14 protein-coding genes, 1 tRNA gene and 1 other annotated feature are annotated in these 19,074 nt (G+C 45.3%); of the genes, 2 read left to right on the forward strand and 13 right to left on the reverse strand.

Annotation, left to right across the window (positions count from 1 at the left end; all coding sequences use genetic code 11):
* Positions 1-13 precede the first annotated feature (13 nt).
* From NOM01_RS06995 to NOM01_RS07015, 5 genes are all read right to left on the reverse strand, one after another.
* Entirely contained in the window at positions 14-853 is an 840-nt protein-coding gene (locus NOM01_RS06995) for an SAM hydrolase/SAM-dependent halogenase family protein (protein ID WP_255747595.1), read from the reverse strand.
* Between the two features lie 70 nt (positions 854-923).
* Positions 924-1,194, reverse strand: a binding site (T-box leader).
* A 51-nt stretch (positions 1,195-1,245) separates the two neighbouring features.
* Positions 1,246-1,932 (reverse strand): YczE/YyaS/YitT family protein, encoded by a 687-nt coding sequence (locus NOM01_RS07000; RefSeq protein ID WP_255747598.1) that lies wholly within the window; start codon positions 1,930-1,932, stop codon positions 1,246-1,248.
* Between the two features lie 329 nt (positions 1,933-2,261).
* The gene (pepV, locus tag NOM01_RS07005; protein ID WP_255747600.1) at positions 2,262-3,668 is read right to left on the reverse strand and encodes a dipeptidase PepV; all 1,407 of its coding nucleotides are present in this window, start codon (positions 3,666-3,668) and stop codon (positions 2,262-2,264) included.
* 795 nt (positions 3,669-4,463) lie between these two features.
* Positions 4,464-5,840: a sugar phosphate nucleotidyltransferase gene (locus NOM01_RS07010; RefSeq protein ID WP_255747602.1), complete on the reverse strand. Its 1,377-nt coding sequence runs from the start codon at positions 5,838-5,840 to the stop codon at positions 4,464-4,466.
* A 173-nt stretch (positions 5,841-6,013) separates the two neighbouring features.
* Positions 6,014-8,575 (reverse strand): excinuclease ABC subunit UvrA, encoded by a 2,562-nt coding sequence (locus NOM01_RS07015; RefSeq protein ID WP_255747604.1) that lies wholly within the window; start codon positions 8,573-8,575, stop codon positions 6,014-6,016.
* 155 nt (positions 8,576-8,730) lie between these two features.
* Between NOM01_RS07015 and NOM01_RS07020 the strand changes: the two genes are divergently transcribed.
* Positions 8,731-8,802, forward strand: a tRNA-Gln gene (locus NOM01_RS07020).
* 376 nt (positions 8,803-9,178) lie between these two features.
* Here NOM01_RS07020 and NOM01_RS07025 read toward each other — a convergent pair.
* Together NOM01_RS07025 and NOM01_RS07030 are read right to left on the reverse strand one after the other, a co-directional pair.
* Positions 9,179-9,847 (reverse strand): Type 1 glutamine amidotransferase-like domain-containing protein, encoded by a 669-nt coding sequence (locus NOM01_RS07025; protein ID WP_255747606.1) that lies wholly within the window; start codon positions 9,845-9,847, stop codon positions 9,179-9,181.
* Positions 9,848-9,932: 85 nt separating this feature from the next.
* Positions 9,933-10,577, reverse strand: a complete 645-nt coding sequence (locus NOM01_RS07030) for a TetR/AcrR family transcriptional regulator (protein WP_255747607.1) — start codon at positions 10,575-10,577, stop codon at positions 9,933-9,935.
* Between the two features lie 140 nt (positions 10,578-10,717).
* Here NOM01_RS07030 and NOM01_RS07035 point away from each other — a divergent pair, with 140 nt between their 5' ends.
* On the forward strand, positions 10,718-12,700 hold the full coding sequence (locus NOM01_RS07035) for an ABC transporter ATP-binding protein/permease (protein WP_255747609.1): 1,983 nt from the start codon (positions 10,718-10,720) through the stop codon (positions 12,698-12,700).
* Between the two features lie 105 nt (positions 12,701-12,805).
* On the opposite strand, the gene NOM01_RS07040 is transcribed toward NOM01_RS07035, so the two are convergent.
* The 6 genes from NOM01_RS07040 to NOM01_RS07065 all read right to left on the reverse strand — a co-directional run bounded on the left by NOM01_RS07040 (position 12,806) and on the right by NOM01_RS07065 (position 19,040).
* Positions 12,806-13,957 carry a mannitol-1-phosphate 5-dehydrogenase gene (locus NOM01_RS07040; protein ID WP_255747611.1) on the reverse strand — a complete coding sequence of 384 codons (1,152 nt, stop codon included), beginning with the start codon at positions 13,955-13,957 and terminating at the stop codon, positions 12,806-12,808.
* 17 nt (positions 13,958-13,974) lie between these two features.
* Positions 13,975-16,062 carry a BglG family transcription antiterminator gene (locus NOM01_RS07045; RefSeq protein WP_255747613.1) on the reverse strand — a complete coding sequence of 696 codons (2,088 nt, stop codon included), beginning with the start codon at positions 16,060-16,062 and terminating at the stop codon, positions 13,975-13,977.
* Positions 16,063-16,125: 63 nt separating this feature from the next.
* A complete protein-coding gene (locus NOM01_RS07050) occupies positions 16,126-18,030 on the reverse strand; it encodes a PTS mannitol transporter subunit IICBA (protein ID WP_255747615.1) in 1,905 nt (634 codons plus the stop codon).
* Between the two features lie 287 nt (positions 18,031-18,317).
* Entirely contained in the window at positions 18,318-18,488 is a 171-nt protein-coding gene (locus tag NOM01_RS07055) for a YvrJ family protein (protein ID WP_255747617.1), read from the reverse strand.
* A gap of 79 nt (positions 18,489-18,567) precedes the next feature.
* Positions 18,568-18,786: a DUF2922 domain-containing protein gene (locus NOM01_RS07060; RefSeq protein ID WP_255747619.1), complete on the reverse strand. Its 219-nt coding sequence runs from the start codon at positions 18,784-18,786 to the stop codon at positions 18,568-18,570.
* A 35-nt stretch (positions 18,787-18,821) separates the two neighbouring features.
* Positions 18,822-19,040 (reverse strand): DUF1659 domain-containing protein, encoded by a 219-nt coding sequence (locus tag NOM01_RS07065; protein ID WP_255747621.1) that lies wholly within the window; start codon positions 19,038-19,040, stop codon positions 18,822-18,824.
* Positions 19,041-19,074: the final 34 nt, after the last annotated feature.

The following is a 19,074-nucleotide window of genomic DNA, read 5'->3' on the forward strand; positions in this document are numbered from 1 at the left end:
ATTTTATGCTTGTTTACGCCTTTTCGATGGATATATGCCAATTTGTTCCTGTACCGATGCTGTACGCCTTCGCAAATGATCCTTGGTTAATGGCAATACCGATATTTTCAAGCGAATTGATGTAGAGTAATGGTTCGCCGATTGCCACCTCAGCAAAGGAACGCGCAAACACCATTGTATTTTTATAAACCGTACGCGTATCGTTCTTGATTTTGATCACCAATCGATCGCCGCGTGCCACGTCTAATTCATGAAAAAGATTGTGATCGATATTTGTCCAAAGATTGCCGAATCGAACGTCAAGAACATCAATCGTTCCAACTACCTGGCTGCCTTCACGATACGAGGGAATAATCGGCAATTCAACAAGTGAATCAACCGGAACGGGCACTCCAAACTGTTCATAATTAATAATCCCGGAAGCCAGCTTTGCACCATTGAATGCATAGATATCCCTTCCAAAGAACGTAAATGATTCGCCCGCTGAAGGTAATTTATTTGCTTTTTCATCGAAGGTACGCACACTCTCGATACCCTCGATTCGTTTAATATGCGTGAGCGTACCATTGTCCGGAGTGATGATGAATTGGTTGCGTCGTGTTCGAGCGATCACACTGCGGCGTGCGGCGCCGACTCCGGGATCAACAACGGATACAAACACCGTTCCCTCTGGCCAGTAATCAATGGTTTGACGCAATCGGTAGGAGGCTTCCCAAATATTATACTGTGGGATGTCATGTGTCAGATCATATATTTTTAATGTCGGATCGACTGAATTCGCTACACCGTACATTGCACACACTGCGCCGTCCACAAGTCCGAAATCCGTTTGAAACACAAGAGCTTTACCCATTCCAATCACCTTTCCTTTTCCTTATTCTTAACTTTTTTCTCAACCAAAAACCCCCATCCTTAATCGATTGACTAAGGACGGGGGTTATTCCGCGGTACCACCTTGTTTTTACCGGACACTCACGTGACCGATCTCAGCGAGTACATCTGCACGAATGGTGCGTATACTCCGGTTTTTGCAACAAGAACCTTAACTCGTCATGACTTAACTTCGGAAAAAGCCGTCGTTCGGTCATGCAGCTCAGAGGCCATGTTCGAGATTTGTTTTTACTCCTTTTCACCAAACGGAGCTCTCTGTGGAAAAACGGTACACTCTCTACTTCTTCTCTTCATCGCTTTTTTTATTTTTGTACATTTATTATTAGTCGTCTTAAAACGATTGTCAAGCAATTGTTATGCTTTTGAGTGCTTTACCCTATGAAACACTTGCGGCAAATGAACATGCATGTGCTGCATTGCTTCACGATTCAAGTGCAGATGAATGCAGCGATCAAAAAACAGGATAAAATAACCCATGCACAGGAAACTGACCGCCGTTCCAAAATTAATGCCAAGTAATTGATGGCGGAACAGCCCGATAGACAACCCTAATGCGAGAGGAATGCCAAGTGAAATACGCTGTGCAAGCACTACATTACCCTTCAAATAGTTCTCACGCAAGATTTTAAGCAAATCATCAAAGGGGTGAAGCACCAGGTTGACTTTAAAATAGATGGACAGCGCCGCTGCAATACAAAGAACACCGAAGACACAAACACTAATGCGAAGCACCCAGCCGTTCAGCGTCACCGATTGCATAACAAAGAGCCATGCATCAATTAAATAACCGAAGGACAGCATATAGAGAAAATTAAACACATCCTTGATTCCATTCCAATGCCGTCTGAGAAGATCATCTGCGATCAGAACGATAATGCCCATAATGATCAGGACATTTCCCACCGTCAAGCCTGTAGCATTCGAAATATTGATGCTCGCCGCCGTCCATGGTGCCGAACCGAACGCTGCCTTCACCGTCAGTGCATTCCCGAACGCATTCAAGAATACGGAAAGAAACAGCCAAAACACACCTTTTGCCATTGCTTTTCATTCCTCCATCAAGCTGTCATGTCATTGTCACCGCCGAGGGTCAGGTCATCTCTTCCTTTTCACCGTCTGTCAAACTTCCATCCTAGTTATACAACCAAATGCATGAACACGCATTATTTTTGCTTATCACGGTTCGGAAGCTTGAAAAATAAACTTTAATTTCTTACTCACACATTCTATCAAGTTCTGTCTAAAAATGTAACCACTAATTTACCTGGAAGTGCAATAAATAAATAACGAGGAAAAAAGCATTCACTTTTCCTCGTTATAACTATTGCTATTCTATGCAATTAGGTTTTGATAATCGCTTAGGCATCCATTTATTTTTCAAGATTTCCCAGTTCAGCCATTGCGTCCGCATAAATTTCCGACGCAAGCAGCAGATCGTCCACCTTGACATGTTCATCCACTTGGTGACCGGTGTACGGATAGTTCGGCATGCAGGCACCGAACGCAACTCCGGCATCAAGATATTGAGCATAGGTGCCGCCTCCGGATGTCAGTAATTCAACATCCTTAAGACCCATATGTTTTTCATAAACGTTCTTCAAAATTTGTACTGCCGGATGCTTCGGATCCATGTACAGCGGTTTGCTTGTTCCAAGTTCTCCGATAGAAAGGCCAAGCTTCTCAATTGAAGCGGTGAGCGTCTTGGTTAATTCATCTAATGACGCTTTGATTGGGCAGCGAATATCGAGCGAAACGGTACCGCCTTCTTCTCCAAAACGGATGACACCGGCGTTCACGGTCAGTTCACCGGAAATGTCGTCATGATACTTAATTCCAAGACGTTCGCCGCCGAAGTCGTTATTCAGCGTATCAGCAAGCAAATCAACAAATGCCTTTTCTGTTGGAATAAGCGGCAGATCTTTTAATGCGGCAGCGAGCAGAAATGCCGCATTAACACCCCCAGCCGGCTCCGATCCGTGTGCCGATTGACCTTTTACTGTCACTTTTATTCCCTGTTCTGTTTTTTCCTCAGTGAACGGTACCTTTTTTGCTTTGAGTTCATCTTGAACATGTCCGGACCATTTTTCTGCTTCCGTACCTTTCAATATAGCGTAAGCCTGGTCTGGAACCATATTGATGCGTTCGCCAGAGTAGAAGGAAGCGATATGCACCGGAGCGTCACCGGCAGCCTGCGGGAGTTTGATCCAGGCGCGAATCTGACCTTTTTCAGCAAAAATCAATGGGAATTCTGCATCAGGAGCAAATCCGAACAGTGACATAGGTTCGAGTTCATTGTACTTTACCATACATTCGCAGCCGCTCTCTTCGTCTGTTCCGATCACAAGGCGGATTCGATTTTTAACGGGTACGCCGGATTCCTTCAATGCTTTGAGCGCGTAATAAGCGGCCATCGTCGGGCCTTTGTCATCAATTGCTCCCCGTGCATAAAGAGTACCGTTTTCAACGTATGCGGTAAACGGATCATGCGCCCATTTGCCGGTCGCAGGCACGACATCCACATGACCGAGCACTGCAATGTAATCCTCAGCATCTTCCGGACCGTACTCAATGTAGCCGGCGTAGCCCTGGAGCATTTTTGTGCGGAATCCGTCTCTGTCACCCATTTCCAGTATTTTTTTCAATGCAGCAAGCGGACCCGGTCCGAATGGTGCGCCCTCCTTTGCCTGAGTTGCATCCTTCGTGCTCGGAATCGAAATGAGCGCGGAGAGATCTTTCAAAAATGCATCTTTATTTGCCTTAACATTCAATTGACTCATTTTTTTACCGTCCTTTTTATCCAATTGTTACGATGTTTGCAAAGTACTCAAGCTATGGCCAACGATCACAAACATTCATCTATTAAGCATTCTAGCACAAAGCAGTAAGCAAGGAAAAATCCGGAAAAAGTAAATGCTGCTTAACTCAGCAACTATTGAGTAAATCTCTGTTGCATGGTAAAGACGTACTGCGCAGTATGCAGTGAAGTTAATGAGAAAAGTGGTGAAATACAAAAGTTAAAGCTAATCCGTGAAAAGTGAAAGCTAATGATGGAAAACTTAAAGCCAACCTACCGAAAGTGAAAGCTAACCTCAAAAGTTAAAGCTAATTTGAGAAAAGTGAAAGCCAACAATGGAAAACTTAAAGCCAATCCTCCAAAAGTTAAAGCGAAATTATGAAATTCACAAAATGTATGGACAATCGCGTTACTCTGCTTCATTCGGTCTAACTTTCACCAGGTTCGGTCTAACTTTTATCGGGTTCGGACTAACCTTTCACGGGTTTGGTCTAATTTTTATCGGATTCGGTCTGACTTTTTGGGCGTTCGGTCTAACTCCTTCTCTTCGGTTGAAATTTCCAGAAATTCGGTTCATCTTTTCGTTCGTTAGGTTGAACTTTAGCTGATTTAAATCAGCCCTTGCTGCACATCTTCTGTCTACTGCGAACTAAAAAGATAACAAATCGTTTCCCAGTAATTCTTAATTAATGAACCATAGATTATGATCGGGACACTGTGTAAAATTTCAGCCAAAAAAAGCGGATAGGTTCGCCTATCCGCTCAGCTTGCATCGTTTTTATCCGCGAACCTGTGAACAGTTCGCTTCGATTTCTTCCCACTTCATGTACTTGCGATCAATGTCTTCTTCAATCAGCTGACTGCCGATTTGTACCTCGATCAATTCGAGTGCATCATCAGCTTTAATTGCATGAAGCGTTTCGGCTGTAACGATGACAACGTCGCCAGGCTTGATCGAACGGATCACGCCGTTTTCCGCATAGCGGCCATTGCCCTTGACAATTGTCCATACTTCCTTGCGCATATGATGACAATGATAGCTGAGATTGGCACCGGCTTTAATCACGATCTTTTTTGTTAGTACTTCTTCATTATTAACCGAGTACCGTGAATAATCGAGAACACGATAGGAACCCCATTGGCGTTCTTCATACATCGGGCGCTGGTCAAAGCCCTTCATTACTTCTTTTATGCGCGGACTCTGTTCTTTATCCGAAACAAGAATACCGTCCGGGCTGACTGCAACAATCGCATTTGAAACGCCGATTACCGTCACCGGCAGATCAAGTTCGTTAATCAGATTCGTGTTTGCCGAATCATCGCTGATAATTCCTTTGCCGATCTGTTTTGTTGCCATTTCTTCAGTCAGGGTGTTCCAAGTACCAAGGTCTTTCCAGAACCCTTCATAAGGCAGCGCAACAATGTTTTTTGCCTTTTCAACAACTGCGTAGTCAAAGCTGATTTTCGGCAGCTTGGCAAATTGTTGTGAAAGCTCCTCATAGTTAAGCGGCAGGCCCAGCGATTCCAAAATGGAAATGACATAGTTCAGACGGAATGCAAATACACCGCAGTTCCAAAGAGCGGAATCTTTAATCAGCGTTTCCGCCAGTTCTGTAGTTGGTTTTTCAGTGAAATGATCCACTTTAATAAATGATTTATTTTCGCCTTTAACAGGAACAATATAACCATATTTTTCCGAAGGGTAGGTTGGTTTGACACCCATAAGTGCCAAATCTGCCTTCGTTTCATCGAGTAAATTCTCTAAGTCAAGGATTCGTTTAAAAAATGCGGTATCGACATAAGGATCGACCGGCAGTACAGCAACCGCATCGTCAAGAGAAGCGTCCGTCATGGTATATAAATAGGAAGCTGCAAGTGCGATTGCCGGAAAGGTATCACGACGTTCCGGTTCAACGATTAAAGGCACATCCTTACCAAGCTGGTTTTCAAGCATCTCCACTTGACCCTTTCCCGTCGCAATCACTGTTGATTTTCCAAGTCCCACTTCGTTCAACTGGCCGAATACCCGCTGAACCATTGAAGACAGCTTCTTATCTTGGTCTTCAAGCACTCTCAGAAATTGTTTGGATCGTGCATCATTAGACAGTGGCCATAATCGTTTTCCTGACCCGCCTGATAGCAAAACTAATCGCATGTTAACTCTCTCCTCATGATCTTTTATTACATAGACTGAGTCGCGATCAAATTCTATGTAATTAGCTCTTTATATTTTTATCTGAACCTTGTTTTGCAATGAAAAAATAACGTTGACTGATTCTATTATGCCACTAAAAGGAAATAACGATCAATACTCATCGGCCAAATCACCTATTTGGATACCATGCGCATTCGATTGGCAAGATAATTTCCGGTAAGACTTTCCGAAATCTTCGCAACCTGCTCAGGAGTACCTTCGGCAACAACTTTCCCTCCGGACGGGCCGCCGCCGGGTCCTAGATCGACGACATAATCACAATTTGCGATCAAATCAGGGTCGTGGTCGATGAGAATAACCGTAGAATCCTCAGCCATTAAGCGATCCAATACCCCGAGCAGCATTTCAATATTTTGCGGATGCAGCCCTGTTGACGGTTCATCAAGTATATAAAGCGTTCCCTGATGATGCTTCTGCAGTTCACCGGCAAGTTTCATTCGCTGCGCTTCACCGCCGGAAAGTCCCGGTGTCGGTTCACCGAGCCGTAAATAGCCGAGTCCGACGCTCTGAAGAAGACGGAGTGGTTCGACCAATCCAGGAACATCAGCGAAAAACCCAGCTGCTTCATCAATGTTCATCTCCAATACATCGGCAATCGACTTGCCGCGAACGTTAATCGTCAAAGTCTCCGGCTCGTAGCGTGTGCCGCCGCAATGCGGACAGCGGACGCGCTGCTCCGGCAAATACTGCATGTCAAGCGCCATCTCTCCTTTTCCTTCACAGACCGCACAACGTCCGCCTTTCACATTAAAGGAAAAATAACCGGCATCCCATTTTCTTCCTGCCTCTGCCGAAGCCTGGGCAAACAGGTTACGAATTAAATCAAAAATGCCGGTATACGTCGCCGGGGTAGAACGTGCATTGCGTCCGATCGGTGCCGCATCAACAACGAGAATACGCCGGATTTCGGCTGCACCGGTTAAATGATCGACATATGTTGGCAGACTCGTTTTATTGAGATGCGTACGGATTGCCGGAACGAGTGCTCCTTGAATCAACGCCGTCTTTCCCGCTCCGGAAACACCGGTCACCGCTGTCATTCGATTAAGCGGAAAACATGCTGTTACGTCATGAAGATTGTGTAGATCATGAACGCTTATCTCAACAAAGGAATGATTTTGTTTAATAGAGCGTTGTTTCCGGCCATGTACCATCTGCCGCCTTGATAAATAATTGCCGGTCACTGAATTCGGCATATGTGCCACCTGATTCGGTGTCCCTTCAGCGACAACCTGCCCGCCTCGTTCGCCCGCTTGCGGTCCCATCTCGATCATGTAGTCGGCTCCGCGAATGATTTCCAAGTTGTGGTCAACGACAACCAAGCTGTTGCCATTCGTAACCATTCGCCGCATAATCCGCTGCAAACCGGCTACATTAGCCGGATGCAGACCGACAGATGGTTCATCAAGTACATAAAGGATGCCTGTTGAATGACTTTTGGCCATATTAAGCAATTCAAGCCGCTGACGTTCACCTGTTGAAAGTGTTCCACCGGACCGATCCAGCGTTAAATAACCGATTCCAAGCTCCAGCATCGGATCAATTTCCCGACGCATACCCTCAGCAAGTTTCTCTGCGACAGGCCGAAGCGGCGATTCCAAATGGTTCGGTAATTCATCTGTAAAATGCTTCAGCTCATTGATGGTCAATGCTGCGGCTTCTGCAATAGACAAACCACCTAACCGCGTAAGCAGCGCTTCCGGTCGAAGGCGTGTTCCATGACAATGCTCGCATGGACGCACGCTTAGAAATTTTTTCATCCGTGCATACCGTGTCTGATTGCGGTCGCCGGCGAGCGATTGCCGTACTGCTTCGACTGCATTGTCATAGGTAAACGTGATCGGATACTCCTCGCCTGTTTCACGATTGTGAAACGTGAGCGGTCGCTTTGTCTGTTTGCCGCGCAGGACAATCTCCTGTTCTTTTTTGCTCAATTCCTTCCATGGCACATCAATGCGCACGCCAAGCTGTGCGACGAGCCGCACTGTGTAGCCTCGGCCCGCGGCGCGCCATGAGGCAACTGCGCCTTGACGAATCGTTTTATTAGGATCTGCGATTACAAGTGCGGGGTCCACCTCCGCACGTTCGCCGAGTCCGCCGCATACAGGACACGCACCAAGCGCAGAATTGAAGGAAAACGTTTCGGCACTTGGCAGAGGAAACGACATGCCACATTCCGGGCACACACATTCTTCATTTAAAATAGCTGTCAGAGACGGATTAACTCTATGTCCTTTGGGACATTGATGTGTCCCCAATCGAGAAAACATAAGCCTCAGAAGGTTATAAATCTCCGTCACGGTTCCGACCGTACTGCGACGACCAAGCATTGGAGGACGCTGGCGCAGGGCAAGCGCTGGCGGAAGAAATTCAATTTTCTCCGCATCTGCGCGCTCCATCTGATGAAGCTTACGCCGTGTGAACGCCGACAGTCCTTCAAGATAACGGCGGCTGCCTTCAGCATAGAGAACCCCCATTGCAAGCGACGACTTTCCCGATCCCGAGACACCGGCGATTGCAACCTGTTTTCGCAACGGTATCTGAACGGTCACATCCTTCAAATTATGTGTGTGGGCACGAACTATATTAATCGTTTGCGGCAAATTTTCGTTGCGTCGATACATGATACACGTAATGGGCAGCGGATCACGTCTCCGCGACACGCATTCACTCATCCTTCCTCCCATCAAAAAATGATTCTGCTTTCATTATAGCTTTTTTGATCCTTGTCCACTCATATAACCTGATTTTGGGAGTAATTCAACTTTTTTCAGAAAAAGCCTTGCATTATTAATCTGTACTGGGTATAATATTTCTTGTTCTGATTCATTACCCCATGGCCAAACGGTAAGGCAGCGGTTTCTGGGGCCGCGATGTTCTGGTTCGAATCCAGATGGGGTAATCATAGTAAGTAAAGCCGTGGATTCTAGATGTATCAAGGATTCACGGCTTTTTTCTGCGTCTGTGTCACTTTTCTCTCACCGGGCAGTCAACCTCTATTTTTAGAGGACAGTTGCGAGGCGATCGGTCATTGATTTTTCTTCCCGGTCTCTTCTTTTTGTGGTCATTTTTTGTCTGAATGACGCATCTCCACGTTCGAAGAACCAAGGGTCACTTGGCTTGATACAACTGCTAAACTAAAGTAACAGTTTACGTTAGATAAAAACGGACACTTTTTTTAGGGGTTTGCATGAAATGGGTGCCGCCCCGAACCAGAAGCGACACCCATTTCAAAACTTTTATAATTTACTTTTAATATGTTTAGCGGCAGAGTAATATCAGGGCGAAAATCGTTTCCAATGTCCCTCGGAGATCACTTCTACCGCTCCATCGATCACTTTGATTGCAGTTTGATCGTCAAGCGCATATGCCGGTCCTTGCATCCCTTCGGCCCATCTCGTTGCGGCAGCCATAGTGTTTCCCGGCAGCATCTCGTTATCCAGATGCGGAAACATTGCAAAATTGACCAGTCTCAGCGCTTCATCACCACCGTTGGGCGGAGTCCAGCCAACGAAGTCTTCCCCGATGTTGGGTGCCATCACCATGCTCCCAGCACTCATTCCCACATAGACTGCGTGCAGGGATGGCAAGAGATCTGCGAACCCGGACTGCCGCATCCAGTGTCCCAGGTAGAGAGCGTCGCCACCCGCCACCAGCAGGACATCCGTCTCTTGAACCAGTGGCACCCAGCGGTCTTCATCGATGCTTGGCAGCGCTGTGAGTTCCAGAACACCGACAGACTTCCAACCCAGGTCGACCATGGGATTCTCGGAATTCCTACTGATGAACTGCCAGGTTTTGACACCGGGGCCGACCCAAGGGTGTCCGTACATCGCAGTGGGGATGCACAGGGCATTGGAGTCGGCGATCGGCTTGCCCAGTAAGTCAACCAGCGCGTCATGTATGCTTTTGTTAGTGATGCCTGCAGATGTGAGCAATAATTTCATAAATTCTCTCCCTCGTATCGTAATTTAGTTTCATCCCATTAGAAAAGTGAAGAACTATAGATTATTAATTTTGGTTATCTGCTACCTAATTACTTAGATTTTTTTCAGAATTCTTTTTAACTTCAATGCAACTATCGTTAATGCCCAGCAGCCCTCGGTAAAACATCTTGTCCAATTCATGATCAATCTTTTGCAACGATTGCGGAGTCATGTTAAATTTTTCCATATACTGCCGATTACGAAAATACTGAAAGAACATGTCGATGTAGATAAAAACTGCGGTATCGCTCAAATCATCGTCAATATATCCTTCCGCTCGCCCGCGTGCAACAAATTTTCTCCAAAAAACACTCCTACTGTCAAATAACAGATTAATTTCACTATTATCTTGATACATTTTGAAGAAAAGATCAATCATCTTCTTATTCACATGACTGAGTGCCTGTTTCGAAAACTGTTGCATGCCCTGCAGACACTCAGGGAATGTTAACGTCGAATCATTTAAAAACCCCAAGATTGAATCATAAAACTCAGTAAATATTCGCGTAACGACTGCCTTTGATAACTCGTCTTTACTTGGAAAATAGTTGTAAAGCGTCGCCGATGAGATGCCAATGGTTTGCGCTAATTCACGCATTTTGATTGTGTCCGGATCCACTTTTAAATACAGTTCAGCAGCGGTCCTTAGAATGTGTTCGCGCATCATGTTCTTCCGTTCGCTTCGTTTCATTTACTGTTCACTTCCATGCTCATCTTTTGTCTAATAATTGTAAAAGTAATCTTGTATTTTGTCAAAAAAACTAAAACAACATTGACATTTTGTTTTAGTTTTCGTATATTTAAGCTTGATATTAGTAAAGGAGGAGACACATGGCCTATCTCGAATTACATGACATTCACAAATCATACTTTTTAGGAAAAGAAGAATTTCCCGTTCTGAAGGGTATTAATCTGCAACTGGAACGCGGTGAATTTGTCTCGATCTTAGGGGAATCAGGCGGCGGCAAATCAACCCTGATGAACATCATTGGTGGATTAGATCGTAAATTCACCGGTCAGGTAACCGTAGATGGACATCAGCTGGATCATACCAAGGAGAAACAGCTGGATGACTATCGCCGCAGCACTATTGGTTACATTTACCAATCATACAACTTAATCAGTCATCTCAACATCGTTGAAAATGTATTGGTATCTTTAGATATGACTACGCTCACCGGCAGCCAGCGAAAAGAACGGGCCATCGCCTTACTGAAAAAGGTCGGTCTGGGCGAGCATTTAAAGAAACGCCCAAGTCAACTCTCCGGCGGTCAAAAGCAGCGTGTAGCGATCGCACGGGCCTTAGCCAGCGATCCTGAAATCATCATTGCTGATGAACCAACAGGCGCTTTGGACTCCGGAAACACAGCAGAAGTGCTCAAGCTTCTGGAACAAATTGCGGAAGAAGGCAAATTGGTCATTGCCGTCACCCATTCTCAAGAGGTCGCCAACTATGGAACTCGAATTGTCCATCTGACAGACGGGAAGATCGACGGTGACACAAGACTAAGACCAGCCTATCAGCTACCAACAGACGCTCAGAACGAGTTTCGACCAAAAGCGCTTTCTTCCGGAGCAAGTTATCGGAATGCATTCAAACACCTCACTTTTAATTTCTGGCGCAATTCGCTTATCATGCTGGGAACGGCCATCGGACTATTCGCCGTACTGCTCTTCAGTGGTCTGGGCAACGGAGTTAACGCCTTCATGCAGGACCAAATTAATTCAATGGTTAACCCCAATTCAATTACTGTGTTTAAGAACCCAACCGGCAAAAAATCGACTACTGCCGAGCTGCAACAGTCCATGCAGCAGTTTGCCAATGACCCATCGAGGCTGCTGCTTACCAACGATCAGGTTGACCGCCTGCGCGACTTAAAGCACGTCAACAAGGTGGAACCTGGCTATCAGCTAAGCACCTACACCTTGTCCTATAACAAGAAGAATTCAAACGGCAGTGGAATCCAAACTTGGACCAAGGGGTTTGCTACAGATACAATTAAAACGGGACATGCACCCGGAGATAATGAAATTGTGATCAATAAGAACCAGGCGATCGCACTTACCAGTGCCAAAACCTATAAAAAGCTTCAAGGAAAAACAATCAAGCTTACGATGCAGTGGATCAATAAAAAGAACCAGCCTGTTCAGATTATCGGTAACCTTAAGGTCGTTGGATTTTCAAACAATGCCCAGACTTTGCCGGCGGCAACCAACTATGACACGATGCGCCAATTGATTGAGAAAAATAATGGTGTTACGGATGCGAATTTTGTCTCCGTTAATGTCACCGATTCAACGTATGTTAAACAGGTCGCAAAAAAGATTCAAGAATTAAAGGATAACGGTAAATATGCCTATGGGGCTGTTACGGTCGGCGACATTTTGGACACGATTAATCAGTACGTCCAGATTGCATCGATTGTCCTCGCGTCGATTGCCGGCATTTCGCTCGTCGTTTCCGCACTCATGATCATTGTGACCATGTATATGTCCGTATCTGAGCGAACAAAAGAAATCGGCATTCTGCGTGCGCTGGGTCAGCGCAAGAAGGACATTCGCCGTCTTTTTACTGCCGAGTCGATCCTGATCGGTTTATTCTCGGCAGCTCTCGCACTCATCTTTGCTTATGGATTTAGCGCGCTGCTTAATCACCTGCTTTACAGTATTGTTAAGTTCAACATGGTTCAGATTACAGCAGCCAACATCATCACAATCGTAATCATCGCTCTTGTGATCTCATTTATTGCTGCACTGTTACCGGCAAGACGCGCTTCACGACTGAATCCAATTGACGCTCTGTCTGCAGATTAATCGTCCAGAAATAGTGTTCCATTCATTTAATAAGTCTGATTGAGTACGACAAAAAACAAAGGTTCCGCCAATTATGGCGGAACCTTTGTTTTTATTTCTCAGAACTTATTTTTTTAGCAAATTGAAATCTTTGTAATAGCTTACGGCTTCCTTCGCAATCGGATCGTTGGCTCCAAGTCCGCTTACTTCCTGCAGAACAGCAACCACTCCTTTTTCCTTTAACTGTTGTTGCAGCTGTGCTGCTTCCGCATCTTCGGCAACATCGAACCGAAGTGCCGCCGCAATCACTTTGGCAAGATGCGTAAAGGACAATCCAAGCTTTTCAGCTTCACGAGCAGGTTTTACAAGCCGATCCTCCGGTCCAAGTTTACGAAGTGGCGAACGTCCGACACGAGTAACATCGTCATTCAGCTTCGGATTTTGGAAACGATGCAGGATTTTTTCAATATATTTTTCATGCACTTCTGGTTTAAAGCCGTATTGCTTGATGAGATAAGCACCGGTTTCTTCAATCGTTGCCTTCACATCTTGATAGATGTCGGAATCACGCAGTGCTTCATGAATCTTCTCTTTCCCTGCCTGATAGCCGAGATATGCGGTCGTCGCATGCCCCGTATTTACGGTAAACAGTTTGCGTTCAATGTACGGTGCAAGATCCGGAACAATTTGCATTCCTTTTACTTCCGGGAGCTTTTCATTCGTTGCGACAATCCATTCGTGATAGTCTTCGACAAGCACGTCAAGCAATTCTTCATTATGCTGGATAGGCACAATTCGGTCGACTGCTGAATTCAAGAAATAAACGGTTCCGTCAAGCTTCTTCAACGTATCTTCATCAAGTGCTTTCAGAACTTCTTTTTTCAACAGATCGGTCGCATTGATCTGGTTTTCGCAGGCGATCACATAAATCTTTTCATCCGTATGCTTTACGCGTTCAGCCAGCCCTTTGGCGATGAGCGGAGCAATGAATGGAAGCACTTTTGGACCGATCGCCGTTGTCAGATAAACCGCTTTACCGATTGCTTCGATCACTTGGTCCGGATTTGTCTTACTGTTGATTCCGGAAACATTATGAATGGTGATCGTTTCTTGATTCTCTGCCGCTGTTCTCACCGTATAGGTCTGTTTTTCGTTTAAGGCATTAATTATTTCTTCCGCGATATCGACAAAACTTACATGGTAGCCGGACTCCGCGAATAGCGCGCCAATGAACCCTCTTCCAATATTGCCTGCACCAAAATGTACAACTTCCTGCATGATCCTCAGTCCTTTTATTAGAATTTATGAATGAAAAATCGATAAAAAATCGTTTCTAATTTTGCACGAATCATTTCTTCATTTGCTGATGCGAAAATTAGTGTGCTCTCGCGATCCTCGACAAGTGAGGAGCTGATCATACTGATCGCTTCCTGAGCGACCGGATTTAAGGGGTCAGGCGCGAGTATCAGCAAAATGTTACTGACCGAACACGTTTTACCATCCATTGCTGCCAGTTCAAAATGCTCAGTTGAATGTGCTATTTTAAAACATAAGTGCCGTACCGACTTGTCTCGGCAGTGAAACAGCGCCATATTCGTTCCCGGAACGGCAAGTCCGGCCATACGCTCACGTTCGATCAGCCGCCAATAGACGGATTCACGGTCATCGATGATTGCTTGATCAAAGCAAGTATCAATTAATTGGATTAAGACATCGTTCATCTTTTCCGCCTTGTTCACTTGAATCACTGAGAAGGCTTTTAGAATGCCTCGAATTGCTGCCTGTGCTTGATCCACTTCATCCATCAACTGCTGTAGCGAACGTTGACCGGCAACCTCAGGGCTCGAAACGATTCGTTCCGGAAGCAGCTCCGCATCGGTCCCGCTTTTTGCCAAATCATGCGTGACCTGTTCGATCGCTGAAATATCTTCTTGACTGAGCAGCGGGTTTACAAACAGGCACGGTATTTTTTGTTTCGGCAAATGTACGGTAGATAAAATCAGATCAAAGGCATTTAAATCCATATGCCCCATTTCATGGATCGATGCTACAGTCACCGAATAAAGGTCCGGCATTTCCTTTCTTAACCTTGCTGCCAGCATTTTCGATGCACCGATACCGGTCGGACAGACGATCAACGCACGAATCTTTCGCATTTGTTTTCGCTGTTCCAGAGCGGAGCCGAAGTGCAGCACAATATAAGCAACTTCGTCATCAGGAAACCGGATTTGTTGAAACACCTGTTTCAAAGCCTGTTCAGTAATCTTGAACAGAACAGGAAACTGATCCTTAATTTGCTGCGTCAACGGATTAAACGAGGCAAGATCTTTTCTAATCCGGAACAGTGACGGCTCCAGATGTGCCATCAAGCCTTGAAATAAAGAGAAATCACTGTTCAAATCGACCTGCAACTGCTGTGAGATGTGCTGGATCAATTTTTTAATTGCTTTGCCCGTGATGACCTGATCAAAGTATATGGATTCGGCACTTTGCAACCGTGATCCTTTGAGCAGTGTTGCCATGAACGCCTTTTCCGAGTCCGTAAGTATGATGCCTAATTGATCGGACAAGAGTCCCGAAATCTTCTTAATAAAAGGTAGCGCTTCCTTTTCATGACTGTTTTGCTTCTCATCACCACCCGTTCCCTCTTCAAGCGGATGCCCGCTTTCAAAACGCTGCAGTGCAATGCACACCTGAATGAGAAAGCTGACATAGTCACTGTCCGCCAATTCCGTATAAAGCTTCCCAAGATCATGCTTCATCGCTTGATCGACCGTCGACAGGTAATCGGACTTGAAATAATGCAGGACATGCACTCCTGGCTTTAGCTGCTGATGGTTAATTTGAAAAATCGCTTCGATTAATTCTTCATTAAAGTAGAACAAGTAAAAATGAGCGAGCGCTGTGCGTTTGGCGCGTTCCGTGCCGATCATTTGCAAGCCGACGCCGCGTTTGCGAACGACATGCATCTCAAAGTCCTCAGTCCATGCGGACAGTTCATCCAGATACCCGCTTAACGTTGTTGACGAGATATCCAGTTCCTTTGCCAGCGGTCCAGTTTTCATGGGTTCATCGGCCTCAAATAATTTCAGGAAGAGCAAAAGTTTGCGCTCCTTGGCTGACAAATCTACCGGTTTTATTTTTGAAAGCTCTTGAACCAGTTTGAATACGGATTTATCCGGTCCTTGAATTTGCAGGGTCTTATCTGCGTTTTGAATCAATTGCAGACCAAATGGTTTAAGCAGTTTCTCAACATTTTTTAGGTCGCGGTGAACCGTTCGCATGCTGACCTGGAGATAGGACGCCATCGACAACGTTGAGTGCCTGCCGCTCGTCTTAATCAGCAACTCAAGTATGGTTTTTTCCCGTGTGGTCATGTACATTCGATTTATCCGCCTTTTTCTTCTAACATAGCATAACGATCAGGCGATTTCTTGTGAAAGCACTTACTCGTTTTGCGCTGCTGCTTTATTTATGATCGTTAGCAGATCATCGACCGATTGTGCACGTATCATCTCGCCGACATTGATTACATCCGAGCAGGCAACAGCAATTTTTGAAAGAATTTCCAGATGGCTGTTATTCTTACCTGCGATTGCGAAAACGAGCCGAACCTTGTTTCCTTCAAAATTAACACTATCCGGGATTTGAACAATCACAATTCCTGATTCCAGCACTTCCTTCTTCACTTCTTCAGTGCCGTGCGGAATGGCAATGCCATTGCCCATATATGTTGACATCAGCTGATCACGGGCAATCATACCTTCGACATACGACGGTTTCACATAGCCGCCTTCCACCAGCTTTTGACCTGCAAAACGGATAACCTCTTCTTTGGTCTTAAAGGATTGCTGGATGAACACATTTTCTTTTCGAAGAATCTTCCCATCAACAAATGGCTGTGTTTCCGCTTCTTCCGGTGCCGCCGATTCAATCTTTTCTCCTTTGCTCAACTGATTGATCAAAAGATCGTATTCAGGGCTGCTTAGGAAGTTGTCGACAGAAATATGGAATGCGTTCGGTGCCTTGTCTCGTGCTCTTTGTGTCAATTCGGATTGAGTCACCACGATTTGCGCATCGCTTGGTATGGAGCTGACTGCCGTGTTGGTCACGTAAATATCCAGCCCTGCTGCCTTTACTTTTTTCTTCAGCAGAGACGCACCCATAGCACTTGATCCCATGCCGGCATCGCATGCAAAAACGATTTTCTTCACAGCTTTCGGATCAAATCCTTCACTATTAGTCAATACACCGGAAACGCTGCTCTTCTTTCCTTTCATGCTTTCCATTTTCCGTGTTGCTTCATCGAGATCATCATTCCCTGATTTATCTGTTTTTAAGATCAGCATCGAAATCACAAATGAAACGATTAATGAGACAAGCACATCCGCAATGTTTGCTGCAAAACTGCTAAACGATTTCGGAGTTACGGCCAGCATTGCGAGAAAGCTGCCGGGAGATGCCGGTCCGACTAAACCGCCTTTCAATGTAACCAAGGTGAAGATACCACTCATCCCACCTGCAATGGTCGCCAACAGTAAAAGCGGTTTCATTAAAATGTAAGGAAAATAGATTTCATGGATGCCGCCGAAGAAATGAATGATTGCAGCACCCGGTGCCGACTTTTTCGCATTGCCCTTTCCAAAGAAACAATAAGCGAGAAGAACGCCCATGCCTGGTCCAGGGTTCGCTTCAAGGAAAAAGAGAACAGATTTACCGTACTGACGTGCCTGTTCAACTGCAATTGGGGTCAGTACACCGTGATTAATTGCATTGTTTAAGAATAATACTTTGCCTGGCTCAATAAACAAACTGGCAAGCGGAAGCAAACCGGCATGCACGAGCCATTCGACACCAGAAGCAAGTCCGTTGCTGACCACATCAACAACCGGTCCGATACCAAAGAATGCCACAATTGCAAGAATTGCTCCGAGAATACCTGCAGAGAAGTTATCAACAAGCATTTCAAAACCGGTCTTAATTTTGCCTTCAATCGATTTGTCAAACTTTTTAATGACATAGCCGCCAAGCGGGCCCATAATCATCGCACCGAGGAACATTGGAATATCGGTCCCAACAATGACGCCGGCAGTTGCAATAGCACCAACGACACCCCCGCGATGACCAAATACCAGTTTACCGCCGGAGTAACCAATCAAAATCGGCAGCAAATATTTTACAAGTGGGTCAACCATTGTCGCTAATTCTTTATTCGGCAACCAACCTGTTGGAATAAAAAGTGCTGTAATCAACCCCCAAGCAATAAAAGCACCAATATTCGGCAGAATCATTGAACTTAGGAAGTTTCCAAACTTTTGAACCTTAACTTTAACACCAGAGCCTGCGGACATTATTTTCTCCTCCTTTTAAGGTCTTACTAATTGAAGCTACTTAAAAAAACGGTTTGTTTATTATTGTTTATTAAGCGCTTACATTTTCTATATCTCTGCTACATTTCTATTATAGTGATCCCCCGTTCACAAAAACAACACAAACTAAAACCAGTTTTGCCAACCCTTGTGTGACAAAACTGGTTCAAACCGATGCACGTGGTATTCGATCACGGCTGAGCATCAATGCAGGAATAATAGTAAAAGGCGGCATAAACCGTTCAAACGAACGTTGTGCCGCCTTTCATTCAGATTTGTCTTTTCATCCGTTCGTCCGGCTGGCCGGCCTCCTGGTCGACCGGAAGCAAACGTACCGACTGAATCAGCTCATCAAGCTTGCCTTCAATTCGATGCAAGAGAAAAAAGGTGACGACAGCCGAAAAACCAACATCCTTAACCATGGATAACCACACCTCCATAGAAGCATCCTCCTTTCTGATCATTAATAAAGGCCAAAGAGAACGTGTTCGACATTCTCTTCGGCCTCATATGATCTCATTATACGTCTAGTTCAACTGGCGTCGTGTTGTTTTCCGAGATGCGTGCCGATTTAACGCTTGTTAGATCACCGCCCAATGATCGGAACACGTTCTCTGCGATAAGTGTATTCATCGCGTCCTTAATCGCAACTGGATCCGCCGGTTCAACCGGATCATTCAATGAGAGTGTCACACTTTTGCCCTCAGTATTTAAAAAAACAAGATTCAGTTTCTTCATTCCTTAGCTCCTCCTTTCGATTTATTTGTAAAGGATCAGCCGATTATTTCGGCTGTGTCGTTACGCTCAACTGAAATGAGCGGGTGCTGCTGCAGCGGCGCTAATTTCTGTGCGATTGCGAGCAAGCTATTCTCTGAAGCAGCTGGCTTAATGTTTCTGAATGATTTGGTGAGCAGAATCTGCTCGCCTTTTTCATCTAAGCCGCCATTCAGATTCATCACAAAGACCGATTCTGTGATTGTACTGGTTGCCATCTTGATCACCTCCTACATGTTTTAAGTAGGACGT

Origin of the sequence: Sporolactobacillus sp. STSJ-5 (assembly GCF_024385605.1) — a bacterium.
GTDB lineage: Bacteria > Bacillota > Bacilli > Bacillales > Sporolactobacillaceae > Sporolactobacillus.

What these genes read in the sequence shown, in the direction of transcription:
- NOM01_RS06995 (WP_255747595.1), bottom strand. Translation starts at nt 853, where the DNA reads ATGGGTAAAGCTCTTGTGTTTCAAACGGATTTCGGACTTGTGGACGGC.
- NOM01_RS07000 (WP_255747598.1), bottom strand. Translation starts at nt 1,932, where the DNA reads ATGGCAAAAGGTGTGTTTTGGCTGTTTCTTTCCGTATTCTTGAATGCG.
- pepV (WP_255747600.1), bottom strand. Translation starts at nt 3,668, where the DNA reads ATGAGTCAATTGAATGTTAAGGCAAATAAAGATGCATTTTTGAAAGAT.
- NOM01_RS07010 (WP_255747602.1), bottom strand. Translation starts at nt 5,840, where the DNA reads ATGCGATTAGTTTTGCTATCAGGCGGGTCAGGAAAACGATTATGGCCA.
- NOM01_RS07015 (WP_255747604.1), bottom strand. Translation starts at nt 8,575, where the DNA reads ATGAGTGAATGCGTGTCGCGGAGACGTGATCCGCTGCCCATTACGTGT.
- NOM01_RS07025 (WP_255747606.1), bottom strand. Translation starts at nt 9,847, where the DNA reads ATGAAATTATTGCTCACATCTGCAGGCATCACTAACAAAAGCATACAT.
- NOM01_RS07030 (WP_255747607.1), bottom strand. Translation starts at nt 10,577, where the DNA reads ATGAAACGAAGCGAACGGAAGAACATGATGCGCGAACACATTCTAAGG.
- NOM01_RS07035 (WP_255747609.1), top strand. Translation starts at nt 10,718, where the DNA reads ATGGCCTATCTCGAATTACATGACATTCACAAATCATACTTTTTAGGA.
- NOM01_RS07040 (WP_255747611.1), bottom strand. Translation starts at nt 13,957, where the DNA reads ATGCAGGAAGTTGTACATTTTGGTGCAGGCAATATTGGAAGAGGGTTC.
- NOM01_RS07045 (WP_255747613.1), bottom strand. Translation starts at nt 16,062, where the DNA reads ATGTACATGACCACACGGGAAAAAACCATACTTGAGTTGCTGATTAAG.
- NOM01_RS07050 (WP_255747615.1), bottom strand. Translation starts at nt 18,030, where the DNA reads ATGTCCGCAGGCTCTGGTGTTAAAGTTAAGGTTCAAAAGTTTGGAAAC.
- NOM01_RS07055 (WP_255747617.1), bottom strand. Translation starts at nt 18,488, where the DNA reads ATGGAGGTGTGGTTATCCATGGTTAAGGATGTTGGTTTTTCGGCTGTC.
- NOM01_RS07060 (WP_255747619.1), bottom strand. Translation starts at nt 18,786, where the DNA reads ATGAAGAAACTGAATCTTGTTTTTTTAAATACTGAGGGCAAAAGTGTG.
- NOM01_RS07065 (WP_255747621.1), bottom strand. Translation starts at nt 19,040, where the DNA reads ATGGCAACCAGTACAATCACAGAATCGGTCTTTGTGATGAATCTGAAT.